At 60.0% G+C, this 14,580-nt stretch carries 11 protein-coding genes; all 11 read right to left on the reverse strand.

Annotation, left to right across the window (positions count from 1 at the left end; translation table 11 throughout):
* Positions 1 to 143: 143 nt before the first annotated feature.
* The 11 genes from KVG88_RS01860 to KVG88_RS01910 all read right to left on the reverse strand — a co-directional run bounded on the left by KVG88_RS01860 (position 144) and on the right by KVG88_RS01910 (position 14,580).
* Positions 144 to 1,619, reverse strand: a complete 1,476-nt coding sequence (locus KVG88_RS01860; RefSeq protein ID WP_217870117.1) for a family 16 glycosylhydrolase — start codon at positions 1,617 to 1,619, stop codon at positions 144 to 146.
* The gene (gene galE, locus KVG88_RS01865) at positions 1,616 to 2,671 is read right to left on the reverse strand and encodes a UDP-glucose 4-epimerase GalE (RefSeq protein ID WP_217870118.1); all 1,056 of its coding nucleotides are present in this window, start codon (positions 2,669 to 2,671) and stop codon (positions 1,616 to 1,618) included. Before galE ends, KVG88_RS01860 begins: the two co-directional genes overlap by 4 nt.
* Positions 2,672 to 2,701: 30 nt before the next feature.
* A complete protein-coding gene (locus tag KVG88_RS01870; protein ID WP_217870119.1) occupies positions 2,702 to 4,120 on the reverse strand; it encodes an oligosaccharide flippase family protein in 1,419 nt (472 codons plus the stop codon).
* 13 nt (positions 4,121 to 4,133) lie between these two features.
* Entirely contained in the window at positions 4,134 to 5,087 is a 954-nt protein-coding gene (locus KVG88_RS01875; RefSeq protein ID WP_150700356.1) for a glycosyltransferase family 2 protein, read from the reverse strand.
* Between the two features lie 28 nt (positions 5,088 to 5,115).
* Positions 5,116 to 6,429, reverse strand: a complete 1,314-nt coding sequence (locus KVG88_RS01880; protein ID WP_217870120.1) for an O-antigen ligase family protein — start codon at positions 6,427 to 6,429, stop codon at positions 5,116 to 5,118.
* Entirely contained in the window at positions 6,426 to 7,538 is a 1,113-nt protein-coding gene (locus KVG88_RS01885) for a glycosyltransferase (RefSeq protein ID WP_217870121.1), read from the reverse strand. The genes KVG88_RS01880 and KVG88_RS01885 overlap by 4 nt, the downstream gene beginning before the upstream one ends.
* Positions 7,535 to 8,617: a glycosyltransferase gene (locus KVG88_RS01890; protein ID WP_217870122.1), complete on the reverse strand. Its 1,083-nt coding sequence runs from the start codon at positions 8,615 to 8,617 to the stop codon at positions 7,535 to 7,537. Before KVG88_RS01890 ends, KVG88_RS01885 begins: the two co-directional genes overlap by 4 nt.
* A gap of 2 nt (positions 8,618 to 8,619) precedes the next feature.
* Entirely contained in the window at positions 8,620 to 9,324 is a 705-nt protein-coding gene (locus tag KVG88_RS01895) for a WecB/TagA/CpsF family glycosyltransferase (protein WP_150700360.1), read from the reverse strand.
* Positions 9,321 to 10,679 carry a UDP-glucose dehydrogenase family protein gene (locus KVG88_RS01900; RefSeq protein WP_150700361.1) on the reverse strand — a complete coding sequence of 453 codons (1,359 nt, stop codon included), beginning with the start codon at positions 10,677 to 10,679 and terminating at the stop codon, positions 9,321 to 9,323. Before KVG88_RS01900 ends, KVG88_RS01895 begins: the two co-directional genes overlap by 4 nt.
* A 48-nt stretch (positions 10,680 to 10,727) precedes the next feature.
* Complete coding sequence (locus KVG88_RS01905) at positions 10,728 to 12,119, reverse strand: undecaprenyl-phosphate glucose phosphotransferase (protein ID WP_150700362.1); 1,392 nt, start codon at positions 12,117 to 12,119, stop codon at positions 10,728 to 10,730.
* A gap of 148 nt (positions 12,120 to 12,267) precedes the next feature.
* Positions 12,268 to 14,580 carry a GumC family protein gene (locus KVG88_RS01910; protein ID WP_150700363.1) on the reverse strand — a complete coding sequence of 771 codons (2,313 nt, stop codon included), beginning with the start codon at positions 14,578 to 14,580 and terminating at the stop codon, positions 12,268 to 12,270.

The following is a 14,580-nucleotide window of genomic DNA, read 5'->3' on the forward strand; positions in this document are numbered from 1 at the left end:
GATTTGTTAGCGCGGTATGAAAACTAACCTCCCTGCCGATTGAAATGTGCCCCAGGGCGCGCGGCGCATCAGCCGTCGTACCTGATGGACTTCAATTGAAGGTGCAGCGGCACAAGCTTTGGAAACCCCAGCCTGGTGCGGTACTAGCGAGTGCGTTGCCACATGTACATGTAATCGACTTCGAAGGTGGAGGGCAGGTCGGCATCGTCGACCACACCGAACCATTTCCACATGGCCTCGCTGTCGAGGTTCACTTCCATCGGGAAGAAGAAATACAAGTTCTTCGATTCCCTGACCAGCACACCGTCGACGTACCAACGCAAGGTGTCGGGCTGCCAGTCGAAGCCGTAGACATGGAAAGCATCGGCCAGGCGCCATGGACTGATCCAGATGCTGCCATTTTCAATGTGCTCGTTGCTTTGCGGCGTGGCCCACAGGTGGGCATTCATGTTGTACGAGCGGTCTAAGGCGCCGTTTTTGGTCTTGCCGGCGATTTCGAAGATGTCGATTTCGGTGGCATTGTCCGCCATGCCCGTCCACGCCAGCCAGAATGCGCTGGAACCTGCGGAGTTCATGGGTTTGGCGCGCACTTCATAGTAGCCGTAGAACCCGCGTTCATTGGTTCGCACCATCGCTGAGGTGTAGTCCTTGAAGCCGAGTTTTACGTACTTCTGCGGCAAGGTTTCCTTGCGAAAGATAATGTTCAGGTTGCCATTCTCGACGATGGCATTGTCCGGCGTGTACAGCGCCGGTTTGCGTCCAAGCGACTCGTTGCCGATGCCTTGGTTGACGTGCCAGCGTTCGAGGTCGAGGGTGGTGCCGTTGAAGTCATCGGACAGTTTCGTGTTGAGCATCCACTGGCCGGCATTGGCCTGATCGGACAGCGGCAGTCTGGGGTTCATCCGGGTCGGCAAGCTGCCCAGTGGTCCGACACGGGTCCAGGTATCGGCTTGTTTGGGGACGGCAACGGACCATTTATCCGCCAGGTACTGAAAGGCTCGCTGGCGTTCTGCGAGAGAAGCAAATGCACGGTCGTACACCAGCACTTCGGCGATGTCGCCGCGAAAATTATCGGCATTGCCGACGGCGTTGCGCCCGACGGCATACGGACCAATCGGCACATCGTAAAGCTCAAGGACTGAAACGGTCGGCGCATACGCGCTGGTCTGCTCCAGGCTGATGGCGAAATTGGGCAGTACATTATCGTTTTGGGCGGTTTGCGCGCGTGAGCTGAACAAGCGTTGCCAGGGATCAACGTCAGGCTGTCCGGGCAACCGACGAGACACGATCAATACGGTCACAGGGCCTTTGGCGCTGCGGATGGTTTTACCCAGGAGTCCCGATACACCACTGAAACGCACCACCGTATGGCCATTCAGGGCGTTGGTTATCCGCTGTGGCTGCGATGCGCCATCATCGACAGAGGCGTGGTTGGATTTGCCGGATTTGTCGTTCCAGCCCTGGACATGGTTCTGCGCATCCAGGGTCATGGTCGACGCATCCGCCGCATCCAGCCACAGCACCAGCCCGGTGGTGGGAACGCCCGGCACTTGTGCGGCGTTGCAGGCCATCGAAATCGACAGCAGCAGCAAAATCAGCAGGGATCCTTTGACGATCATTTGACTGCAATCAGCGCTGAGATTTCGAATGAAGCTTGATACCCCTGCGGATTGCATGACTGCCACCGCCAGGCATCGACGATCATCTGATGAAGATCGCGTTGCGCGGTCCAGTTCAGCTCCCGCCCGGCCTTGCCGGGATCGGCCCAGCATTGGGCGATGTCACCTTCGCGTCGCGGTGCAAAGCGGTAGGGAATGGTGATGCCGGTGATGTCCTCGAAACTCTGGATGATTTGCAGCACGCTGTAGCCCGTGCCGGTGCCGAGGTTCCAGAAGTTTATGCCGCTGTTGTGCTGCAACACCTGCAGTGCCTTGAGGTGGCCGATGGCGAGGTCGACCACGTGGATGTAGTCGCGTACGCAGGTCCCGTCCGCAGTGGGATAGTCGTTACCGTACACCGTGAGTTCGGGCATCCGGCCAATGGCGACCTGCATCAGGCACGGCAACAGGTTGTTGGGGCGGCCTCTGGGATCTTCACCGATCATGCCGCTTTCATGTGCGCCAATCGGGTTGAAATAGCGCAACAGGCCGATGCTCCAGCGTGGATCGGAGTGGCACAGATCGGTGAGCAATTCTTCGATCATGAGCTTGGTGCGGCCGTAGGGGTTGACCGGTTTGCCGGTGCCGACATCTTCGGCAATGGGTATACGTGTGGGCTCGCCGTACACCGTGGCCGATGAGCTGAACACCAGTTGGAATACGTTATTGCGAGCCATTGCCTGGCACAGATCAAGCGTGCCGGCGACATTGTTGGCGTAGTAGTCCAGCGGTTTGCGCACGCTTTCTGCGACGGATTTGAGGCTGGCGAAATGCACCACGGCATCGATGTCATAGCGTCTGAAAATGTCGTCCAGCAAGTTCGCATCACGAATATCGCCCTTGATGAACTCCACCCGGGTCAGGGTCAGTTGTTCCAGGCGCGAAATGCACTCTCGCGAACTGTTGCACAGGTTGTCGAGCACCAGCACATTGTGCCCGGCATTGATGAGCGCCACGGCGGTATGGGAGCCGATGTAACCGGCCCCGCCAGTAATCAACGTAGTTTTGCGCATGGTGAGACCTTCCTGTTTCAGGGACTGAATTCAGCGGGTGGTAAAAACCGATTTGAATTCTTGCGGCCAGCGCGGGTGCATGACGCTATACGCCACGGCATAGCTCAGCGCGCCAACCACGATGTTGCAGATGAGGTGCAGGTAACCTTGAAAACCTGAGAGCGGTGACACGTACAACACGGTCGCTGCCATGACGAGCGAGGCAATCACACTGCGGTAATTGCAATCGAAGAACCGGCGCCAGCCGTAACCGATAGCCGCGTTGAGGCCGCGGATTTGCAACGGTGTGATGATCAGCATCCGCGCCAGCAAGGCGAGGGCCGCGGCCATGCCGCCATAAACGCTGCCCAGGCCGTAGACCAGTGCCAGCGCCAGCAGCGTGGTGACCACTTCAGCCTTGATGGTGAGGTGGCTGCGGTTGACCGCCACCAGTGCGGTGGTGGCGTACATGGCGGTGTTGCCAATGGCCGCCGCGCAGGCCAGCACTTGCAGCAGGGGAATGGCTTCGGCCCACTTGGCGCCGAAGATCAACAGGATGACGTCGCTGGCCGTGAGCGCGATTCCAAGGAACAGCGGCGTCAACAGAAAGCCGCTGACGGCGGTCGAGTCGTCAATGATCCCGAGCAATCGCGACGGCTCGGCACTGCGCCGGGAGAACGCCGGCAACGCATAGCTCAGCAGGCCGTTATAAATCGCGGTGCGTGGCAGGTCGATGATGCGCATCGCCATGTTGAACATGCCGACCGCGTTGGCGCCGGCCGCCATCCCAAGCACCACGTTGACCCCGCGCTGAAGGGTTTGTGAGCTCAGTGCGTTGATGGCAACCGGTGTACCGGCCCTCAACAGTTCGCGCAAGAACGGGCCGTCAATGTGAAAGGCAATGCGCCGCGGGTCTGCGCGCATCAATACGATGATGGACACTAATTCCATGATCAGCGCCTGGGCAATGACCGCCCACGCCCCGAACCCCCAAAGCGCGACAGCGATGCCGCCAACGCCGCCAAACACCTTGCCCAGTAACGTCCGTGACGCCAGCGTCTTGAAGTCACCGCTGCGGCGCATTTGCGCCACATAGACACGCGCCATCATGGTGAACAGGATTTTCACCGACGCCACCGCCGTCATCCATTGCAGCATCGGCTCGGACGTGTACAGCGTCGCCGCGCCCGAAATGACCACGATCGAAACCAGGCTCACCAGTACCGCCGCCCAGAAGGCGGTGCTGATGTGCTTGTCCTCCAGCCGCTCGAGTCGTACCAGCGGGTCTTCCAGCACCGATGAATAGATCAGCCCGATCAACTCGACGATGGCAATGATGATCGTGCCCACACCCAGCTCTGCCGGAGACAGCAGCCGGGCGTACACGACAAAGGTAATCATCGACAGGAAGATCAGGCCGAACTTCTCGGTGAAGATCCAGCCCAGGGTAGTGAGGCGACGGTTGGCCATGGCGAATACCGGTTCAATGAGCGGTGGTTGACGCCGTTGGCTTGCGCAATGTTTTGGCGCAGGCGTAGAGGTAGCGCAAGGTCGGTTTGCCGTGGTCGAAGAACAGGGTTTGCCAGGAGTGCTTGAACATCCGCTGGTACACGTCGATCACCTCGACATGCTCGCCGCCTCGGGAAAACGTATTGAGAAAGTCGGTGTGATTGGCCAGCACGAATTCGATCTGTTGCTGCTTGCTCAACCGCGCGGCGTAGCGGTCGAGGTACACCTCGATGAACCTGATCTTGTTCTGATAGTGCTTTTTCGGGTTTGCGGTCATGTTGCCGCTGTTGACCGTGCGTTCCAGCAGCACTTGCGGCACCGTGTGGATTTCCCAGTGCTCGGCGATTCGAGTCCACATGAAGCGGTCCTCACAGTAACGCAGGCCCGCATCAAAGCCCCCCAGTTCCATGATCACGTCGCGCTTGACCAGCGCCGCGGAGACGCCATTGAGAACGTTTGCGCGGATGAAATCGTAGAAATGCATGCCGTGCTTGAGCAGGTTGTCCAGTTGCCGCCTGCCGTCGCTGTAGTTGACCTGCGTATAGCAGTCGATCAGCCCGACCTTGCGCCCCTGATGAGTGAGCTCGTCATACAAGGCCAGTTGCAGCTCCAGCTTTTGTGGACGCCATTGATCATCGGCATCGAGCATCGCCACAAACGTCTCTTGAGAGTGCCGCATACCGTGATTGCGAGCGCTGGCCTGGCCTTCGTTGGCTTGCTGCAGCAGCGTCAGGCGAAACGGCGCGGCGAAGTCCCTGACCCGTTGCGGTCCGTCATCGGTGGAACCATCGTCAATAACGATGACGTGGTCGGGCAGGCGGGTTTGCTTGGCCAGGGACACCAGCGTTTGCTCGATGCTGTCGGCGCCGTTGTACATCGGGATGACCACGCACACTGTATGCGCTGAAGCGGGGGCTTGGTTTCGCACGGGTGTTTCTCCTGTTTTAAGCCTTGGGTTACGCCTTGGCGCAATCGCGCGCGAATGCCTGGCCGGACGGACGCTGGCGCAGGGTTGTCGGTGTTGATTCGGGGTAGGGCGCGTAGTGACGCCGAAAGGACAGGGCCAGGGTGCAGAACACCAGGAACTCGGCGGAGCGGTAGTTGGGAATCACGTACGCCACATAATTGGTGACGGCGAACAAGCCGATGATCACCAGGGCGCTGGCGCGAAACTGTGCCGCCTGGTTCGCCGTCACGGCGCGGTATTGCTTGAGCAGCGCCTCGCCCAGCAGCAGCACCAGGGCAATCAGCTGGATGACGCCGCCGCTGAGCAGGGTCTCCATGTAGCCGCTGTGTGCGTTGCCGATATAGCCCCAACGCGTGATGAACGCATCGGCGTCGGAACTGGCCCAGAAGGCGCCGAAGCCGTAGCCCTTGAGCCATTGCTGGTCGACAAAAGGCGCGAGCAGTTCCCAGATAAGCGTGCGGTCCGTCAGTGACGGATCTCGACCGGCCACCTCCAGCAGCCACGCAATGTGGTTGTAGAGCAACAGGCAAGCCAGCAGAAACACCAGCGTGCAGCCGAAGAACAGCCACTGCGAGCGGTTGAGACGCAAGCGGATCAGGGTGAGGAAGTACCAGTAGCTCAACGTACCGGAAACGATCAATGCCACGCCGGTTGCCGACTGGGCGAGCAGAACGGCGATCAGCGAAAAAAACGAGCAGAAGAGGGCCCAGCGGTTGCCCTGGCGAATCATTGGCAACAACAGCAGGATGGCGATCGCGTTGAGCCGTGCGCCGGCGTTTTTTTCGGTAAAGATCCCCTTGAATGCGCCGTCGCGGATACCACCGGATAAAAACGCGGTGCTCGGCATGACCACCGCGAGTATCAAGCCGATCAACGCCGCTACGCCGATGGCACAACCGAGCATGAAGGTGATTTTTTCCAGGGGATAGTTATAGGCAATGAAACCGGCAAAAAACACCACCCCGAGCATCGCGATGAACCGCTTGAAACTCAGCATCGGGTCGTAGGACCAGCCGATCGATGCGATGACACACAGCAAGAACACCAGCAGGAAAAAATTGCTGCGGTAAAAGGTTTTGCTCAGGAATACCTTGTTGCGGATGAAGAAGAACAAAGGCACCAGCAGTGTGATCAGGCCGCAGACCTGGTTGGCGACGTTGCCTTCGAGATCTTTACCGACGTCGCCGAAACCGGCTCCGCCACCCAGGCCGAGCAAAAACGTCAGCACCTGGATGTAAAACAGCACGCCGAACAGTGTGAAGCCATCGCGGAGCGTCGAGTATCTGACCTGGAGTGTGCTCATGATGTTTGGCTCCCGAGCAACGCGGCGAGGTAGGTCTGCACCGCGCTGGCATTCTTGAATCGGGCGGCGGCCTCCAGGCGCTCATGACGTTGCAGGTTGCGCGGAGTGGCGAGTTGTTGGGCAATCGCCTGCGCCAGCGCGATCGGGTCGTCGACGGCAACGAGCGGTGCAACCACACCACCGATCAGGATGTCCTGGGGGCCATGTGGGCAGCGGGTCGCGACCACCGGAGTGCCCGTGGACAAGGCCTCTACCAGCGCATTGGGACTGCCTTCGAAGCGTGACGACAGCACAAAGCAATCGGCCGCCGCCACTTCTGCCAGGGGATCGTGGGTGTAGCCCGGCAGGTCGACGCGATCGGCGACGCCTAATGTGAGTGCCTGTTCAAGCAATCGGACCCTGAGTGCGCCTTCACCAAAAATGATCAGGCGCACGCCCTTGTCCGGTAACGCGGCGAATGCCGTGATCAGGGTGTCGAAGCCTTTCTGCGGCGCCAGGCGACCCACGGCGACAATCACCGCACCGGATTTTTCCAGCAGCCAGCGGTGACTTGGCAGCCCCGGCGTCTTCTCGCGGAAGTTGTCGTCGAGTACCGGGTTGTCGGCCGTGGTCACATCCCGGTGGCGCGCAATGGTGGTATCGACCAGGTCCTGGGCGACACCGCGGGAGACGCAGATCACCGGGTTGGGAATCAGGCGATACAGCAGCGGTGCCACCAGATACGCGACCCGCACCATGAAGTCGGGGTTAACGTGTTTGTCATGGGAGAAGGCATTGCGCTCGCTGACATGCAGCCGTGCCAGGGTGCCGGACAGCATGGCAGCGGCGATCGCCACCACGTTGACGTGGGTGAGGGCCGCCAGTTGCGCATCAAAGCGATTGGCGCGAAGAAACCGCGCCAGTGCCGGCACCGCGCGAGAGGTGCGCGGGCTGCGCAATTCAACTTTTTTGACACGCGGGTCGAGGTGCGCTGCGTTGGGCCCGCCGCCGGTCAGCAGCAACAAGGTCACGTCATTGCCTGCGTCGACCAGTGCTGCGGCCAGGCGCATCATCATTTTTTCAGCCCCGCCGGCGCTGAGATCATGCAGGATAATCAGCAACTTTTTCATTGGTTCCATACCTGGTAATACGCCTGCGCCGCGTGCTGGCTGGTGTAGGGGCGAATGGCGTCGGTGAGCATTTTTTCGCTGGGCGCCACTTGCCCCCTTGATGTCAGGCTTCGCCGCATGCCATCGGCCAATGCCGGTACATCGTTGGCCTTGACCAACAGGCCCAGTTGGCCGTTGTCTAGCAGTTCCCTGGGGCCTGTCTCGCAGTCGCATGCCAGCACCGGCGTACCCAGCGCCAAGGCCTCGATCAGTACGGTCGGCATGCCTTCATGCAGGGAGCTGAGAATGAACAGACGTGCATGCCGGAGCAGGGGATAGGGGTTGCGCAGGAAACCGGTGAAGTGCACCCGCTGCCCGATACCCAGGCGTTGTGCCTGGGCGGTCAGTGCTTCGCGCAACGGGCCGTCGCCGGCGATCACCAGGTCCGGCAGCGCCTGGCGTTGCAGCGCCATGGCGTAGGCATCGAGCAACAGGTGAAAGCCTTTCTGTTGCGTTAGCCTGCCCAGGCCCAACCAGTAATCTGCGGGTAACCCGGCGGGCAGTGGCGCCTGTGCGGCTTGAAACAGCTGCTCGGTGATGACCGCGTTGGGGCAATAGCGCACTCGCTGCCGACCCCACGGCAGCAAGTCGACGAGGGACTGGCGCAAAGCCGTGGAGACTGTCACCACTTTGCCGCTGCCGCAGAGGTACAAGGCGTAGAGCAGGCGCAGGCTTGAGGGGCCGGTTTTCTGCTCGGTGCAATCGAGTGTCACGTGTCGGCTATAGATGACTTTGCAGGCAATGCCCAAGGTGGCAAACCAGGTGCAGACGTTGGCCTGCTCCTTGGCGGAAATGAGGTGGGTGACGCCTTCGTGACGAATCAGCCGGCGCAGTAGAACGATCGACCGGAGCAGGCCGACGATGCCGTTGCCGCCGCCGTTGTTATGGCGTTCTGCACCTGTAGTGTCCGGCGTCTCACCGTTCATGACGAAGAAGCTCACCCGCTGGCCATCCTTGAGAAATTGCTCGGATAACCGCTGCTGCACTCGCTCAACGCCGCCGCCGGAATTGAAATCCTTGAGAATGAACAGAATGTGCATGGTCATTCCCCAACGCTGATGGCGACTTTGTGCCGGGCGAGCATCGCCAGCAGGTGCAGGAAGTTGCTGGGGTAGTCGATGAAGTAGCGTTTGATCGTATGGGGTTCGCGGTACATCCGATAAAACGCGCGCATATGCAGGCGATCGATCACCGCCGGGTAGTATTGCCGCGTGGCCAGGGCTTCCTGGCGAATGAACCCGCCGCAGGTGAACGCCACACCGCGAAAGCCTGCGCGCATCGCGTCCTGTTCGAACTGCTCTTGCAACCCGGCACCCAGCCCGACGATCAGAATGTTTGCCTCGCTGCGGCAGATGTCGGCCTGAATGCCCTCGGCCTGGGACGCATCGAAGTAACCGTTGTGATAGCCGGCGATGGTCAGGTGTGGGTAGAGCGCCTTGATCTTGCTGATGAACAGTTCCAGTTCACTCTGCCGTGCGCCAACGAAATACACGCGTTTGCCCTGTTGCTCGGCGCTGCCGAGTACCTGGTCGGCAATGGACGTGAAGTCAAAGCTGACCCGGCCGATCGTGCGGCCTGTCACCCGCGACATGAACGTCGACATCAGCATGCCGTCGCAAAAGTAGGCGACCGAGCTCGGGGCTTTCTCGAAGAAACTGCCAATGGACGCAAAGTTGATGAAGGAATACGCCTGGTTTGCATCCAGCAGCTTCGGGGAAAATTGCCCGATCAATTCCAGCCTGATCATGGCGCCACTCCTTCTTGAACGACGGAAGGGGTCTGACGGCCCACGGAAATGTAGGTAAAGCCGCGTTTGCTCAAACGCTGCGGGTCGAACAGATTGCGGCCATCGAAGATCAGTGGTTGCTTGAGTTGCCGAGCCAGCAGGTCGAAGTCCGGCGCCCGAAACGATTGCCACTCGGTGACGATGATCAGTGCGTCGGCATTTTTCAGTGACGCTTCCTTGGTGCCCGCCAGTGTCAGGTCATCGCGCGAACCATAAATACGCTGGGCCTCTTCCATGGCTTTGGGGTCGAACGCCTGGACGCGGGCACCGGCCTGCCACAAGGCCTCCATCAGTACCCGGCTGGGGGCTTCGCGCATGTCGTCGGTGTTGGGTTTGAAGCTCAGGCCCCACAGGGCAAAGGTTTTGCCGCGTAGCGCGCCATCGAAGTGATCAAGGATTTTGTTGTACAGGCTGGCTTTCTGTTCCTGGTTGCGTGCCTCGACGGCCTTGAGCAACCGGGCGTCAATGTCGACGCTGGTGGCGGCATGTATCAGCGCCTTCACGTCCTTGGGAAAGCACGAACCTCCGTACCCCAGGCCCGGGTAGATGAACTGATAACCGATGCGTGGATCGGAGCCGATGCCGTGGCGCACCATCTCGATATCGGCGCCCAGCTTTTCGGCGAGGCTGGCCATTTCGTTCATGAAGCTGATCTTCGTCGCCAGCATGCAGTTGGCGGCGTACTTGGTCAGTTCGGCGCTGCGAACGTCCATCACGATGATCTTTTCGCGGCTGCGATTGAACGGTTCGTACAGTTCGCGCATGACCGCTTCGGCGTGCGGGCTGTCGGTGCCGATGATGATCCGGTCGGGGCGCATGCAGTCTTCGACTGCGCAGCCTTCCTTGAGAAATTCCGGATTGGAGACCACGTCGAACGTCAGGTCGCTGCGATCGTTATCGGCCAGTACCTGCTCGATGCGTGCGCGCACCAGGTCACCGGTACCGACCGGCACGGTGGATTTGTCGACGACGATCTGATGACGGTCCATGTTCAGCGCGATGGTCTGCGCCACGCTCAACACGTATTGCAGGTCCGCCGAACCGTCTTCGTCAGGCGGCGTACCGACGGCGATCAACAGCACGTCGCCATGGTGAACAGCGCTGGCCAGGTCTGTGCCGAACCGCAGTCGTCCGCTTTGATAATTTTCGCGCACCAGACTTCTCAAGCCTGGCTCGTAGATCGGCAGCGTGCCTTCCTTCAGCGCCTCCACCCTGGCCGTGTCGACATCGACGCAGAGCACGTTGTGCCCGACTTCTGCCAGTGCGGCGCCTTGTACAAGGCCCACATAGCCAATACCGAATACGCTCACATTCATGGTCAAACCTCAGGTCGTGGTGACAGTGATCTGCGATGGGGCGGGGGGTCAGTAGATGTTTTTCGAGAACAGCGTGAAGGGGGTCTTGATGAGGATTTTGATGTCGAGCCACAGCGACCATTGGTTGATGTAGTTGAGGTCCTGGGCGACGCGCAGCTGCATCTTTTCCACGGTTTCGGTTTCGCCTCGATGCCCGGTGATCTGGGCCAGGCCAGTGATGCCGGGCTTCAGGCGGTGGCGGGCCATGTAGGCGCGCACCTTGCCGGTGTAATAAATGTTGTGGGTCACAGCGTGCGGGCGGGGGCCGACCAGGGCCATCTGGCCGGACAAGACGTTGAACAGCTGTGGCAATTCATCGATGGAACTGCGGCGCAGGAAGCGTCCGAACGGGGTGACGCGATCATCGTCACGAGTGGCCTGGCGCACGTCGCGGTCGTCGTGCACGCGCATCGAACGAAACTTCCAGACCTTGATCACTTCGCCGTTGCAGCCGTGCCGGTTTTGCATGAACAACACGGGGCCGGGAGAGGTCAGCTTGACGGTAATCGCCACCACCAACAGCAACGGGCTGAGGACGAGAATGGCCATGGCCGCCAGGCTGCGTTCGAACAGGTCCTTGCAAAACAGACTGGCGGGGTGCGAGCTGAGCAGGCTCTCGTTGAGATAGATGGCCGGCATTCGCTCTATTTCAGAGATCGAATGGTTGAGCAGCACCATGCTGCCGAAATCCGGGATCCACACCACGTCGACATTCATGTCCAGCAGGTCGATGTAGAGCGCTTCGATGGTGGCGGCATGCTCCATGGTCAGCACGATGTAGACGCGCCGAACCTCCAGGCGCGTGAGGATTTCGCGAATCGCGTCAACGTGGCCGAGCAGCGGCAGGATGCTGGGCGCGGGGCCGCTGTCATGCTCGGTGGCGATGAATCCCAGCGCCAGCGCGCGGTTGGGTCGGGAGAGTTTTTTCGCCAGTTCATGGGCCGTCGGGCAGGTGCCGATGATCACTGAACGACGCCCGTTGCAGATCATCCTCGAGTGCAGTCGAGCGAAGTAATGCAGGGGCAGAAAACTGGCCACCTGGACCAGAAATCCGAGCACCGCCCAGGCCACAATGACCTGGCGCGAGTAAATCGCGCTGGTCTGGGTGATGAAGGCAATGGCCGCCAGAACGGCCAGCAGGATCAACCAGCCGGCCAGCAAACGGCCGATCCCGACCACCAGGCCATGACGTTTGTGGAAGACCTGCATCATGCTGTAGATCGGCACCGAGCCAAGCACCGTCAGGATCATCAGGGTGCGGTATTCGCTGGTCAGGCTGCCAACACGCCAGTGCACGAGCAGCATCAAAAGCGCAATGGTCAGCGTCATCGCACACAGCCACTGGCCCCAGAACGTAAGGCCTCGGCGGTGTGTCATGTGAGCGGTATAGAGCGGTGTCATGGGCTTGACCTCGAGGCAGAATGAATTCATCAGCGCTGATGGAGCGGACACGGCGAGGCTCCCGCAGGCTTTCCGTAGCTCGGCAGAGGTGAAGCGAACTGTTGTGATGGCAGTAAAAGACGTAGCGACAGACCAGGGCGGTCAGGCGTTACCGTGGGGCGAAGTCGTAGTCATAAAACGTTTTGGAATGGTGGTAGCCGTACTTGCGCGCCTTGCGCAGGTCTACCTGGTTGAGGACGGTACCGAACACCGACACCTGGCTTTGCTGCAACATGGCAATGCCTCTCTGCACCTGGCTGATCGGCGTGCTGTCGGCCTTGACCACGTAGATCACCGCATCCGAATGCTTGGCCAGCAACAGCGCGTCGCTGATCATCTCCGCAGGCGGGGAGTCGATAATGATGTGGCGGTAACGCGATTTCAGCGCATCGAGCATGCGCGCCATGCGCGGTGAACTGAGCAGATCCTGCGGCGGAGGCTGGCGTGCCGGGTTGAGAGAGTCAGCCGGGGAAGGCAGGCGCGGCGCAGAGAACAGATCCTGCGAAGGGGGGATGACCATCCCGGCTGGCAGCATGTCCAGATTACCGACCGTAACGATACAGTCTTCGAGCCTTGCGGTGCCGGCAATGACATTGGCCAGGCCCGGGCTGTCGGGTGGAAAGTCAAAGTTCAGCGAAAGGGTTGGCTGGCGCATGTCCGCATCGATCAACAGCACGCGCTCCAGTGAAGCGAGCGAGCTGGCCAGGTTGTTGGCGATGGTGCTTTTACCCTCACCGGCGACGGTCGACGTCACCAGCACTACCTGCGACGGCATTTCGCTGCCTTGCAACATCAGCCAGGTGCGCAGATTGCGAATGGTCTCGCTAAAGCGTGGGTTGTCGTTGTCTTCGAACAAACGTGCCAGTTGCCGACGGCTTTTTTTCCTCACCAACGGCACGACGCTGAGCAGTGGAATGTTAAGCGCGCTCTCAATCGTCTCATCGGTTTTGAAGGTATTGCTCAGGCTTTCGAAGAGCAGGGCCAAGGCCACGCCGATCACCGCAGCGATTAACCCGACGATCCCGACAATCAGTGTTTTACGGGGTTTGCTCGCTTCGGTTGGCACGATGGCCGGGTCGACGATGCGCACTTTTGTCGAGTCCATGTCGGCGGTGGCCGTGGTTTCTTTCAACCGGGTAACGAAGGTTTCATACAACGCGCGGGTGCTGTCGACCTCACGCTGGAACTCGCGCAACTGGAACTCCTTGCGGGCAATGTCCTGGATCTGCGCCTTGTTGCTGTTGAAGGACTGGCGCAGCGAGGCTTCGCTGGCGGAGGCGAGTTGGTATTGCCGTTCGATACCGGCCACCACTTGTTGCACCTGGAGTTGCAGGCTGGTGGTGGCGGTGCGCAGTTCTGACTGCGCGGACACCAGGCTCGGGTGTTTGGGGCCATAGCGCCCCGACAGTTCCTCGACTTTGGCTTGTGCCTTGGCCCGTTCAGCCTGGAATTGCTGGACCAATGGGTTACTCAAGACCGCAGGTACGCTGGAGAGTCGGCTCAGATCACCGTTGCTCAGTGACTTGGCCTGCCGGTACTCGCTTTCCGCTTCTGCGCGGTTGCGACGGGCGTCGACCATGCGATTGCCGGTCATTTCCAGTTCGTTGGCGCTGATGGTTGCGACCCCGCCGACGTCGACCAGGCCTTGCTCTTCCCGATAGCCTTGAAGCTTCTTTTCGGCCGCACGCAAGTTATTGCGCAGTTCCACCAGGCGTGTGTTCATCCAGGCCGTCGTGGTTTGCGAGGATTTCTCGCTGGTGTCGAGCTGGCTGTCGGTAAAGCCCTTTGCCAGCGCGTTGGCCGCCGCTGCTGCCAGAACAGGGTCCGGGAGCTCGACCTCGATTTCCAGCAACTGGCTCTTGCCGACGAACTTCACGCTGGTGTGCAGCATCAGGTTCTGGGTGACGATATTGAAGACGTCCTCTTCAGTTGGTGTTTCCTGCACCGGCATCAACCGCCCCAGTTCCGGAATCCATTGATCAATGTGCAGGTCGGCCAGCCATTTGCGCGGCGTGAACCATGGTTTCGGTTGCTGGCGCGGGTCGGTGATCGGGTTGGTGGTCAGGTCGAGCGTTTTCACCGCGCGTTCGGCGAGATCCCGTGATTGCAGGAGCGCCTGTTGTGTCTGCAAGTAATCGGTGGCGTTGCTGCCTGATTCCTTGACTTGCTGGAAGGACATCAGCGGTGGCGTTTTATCGTTGAACAGCAAGGTGGTGCTACCCACGTATTGCGGCGTGATGTTCGTAACCACGATGATCGCCAGCAAACAGCTGACCAGGACCAGCCATCCGATGCTCCATTTGGCGCGCCAGATCACCCTCCAGAGTTTCAGAAGATCAATCGTGTCCTTGTCTTCGCTGTACTGCTGATGCAGATGCGTTTGCAGAGGACGTTCGACGTAGGTGCTAGGGCTGTTGTCCAT

The sequence above is a fragment of the Pseudomonas azerbaijanoccidentalis genome, from assembly GCF_019145495.1.
GTDB classification, from domain to species: domain Bacteria; phylum Pseudomonadota; class Gammaproteobacteria; order Pseudomonadales; family Pseudomonadaceae; genus Aquipseudomonas; species Aquipseudomonas azerbaijanoccidentalis.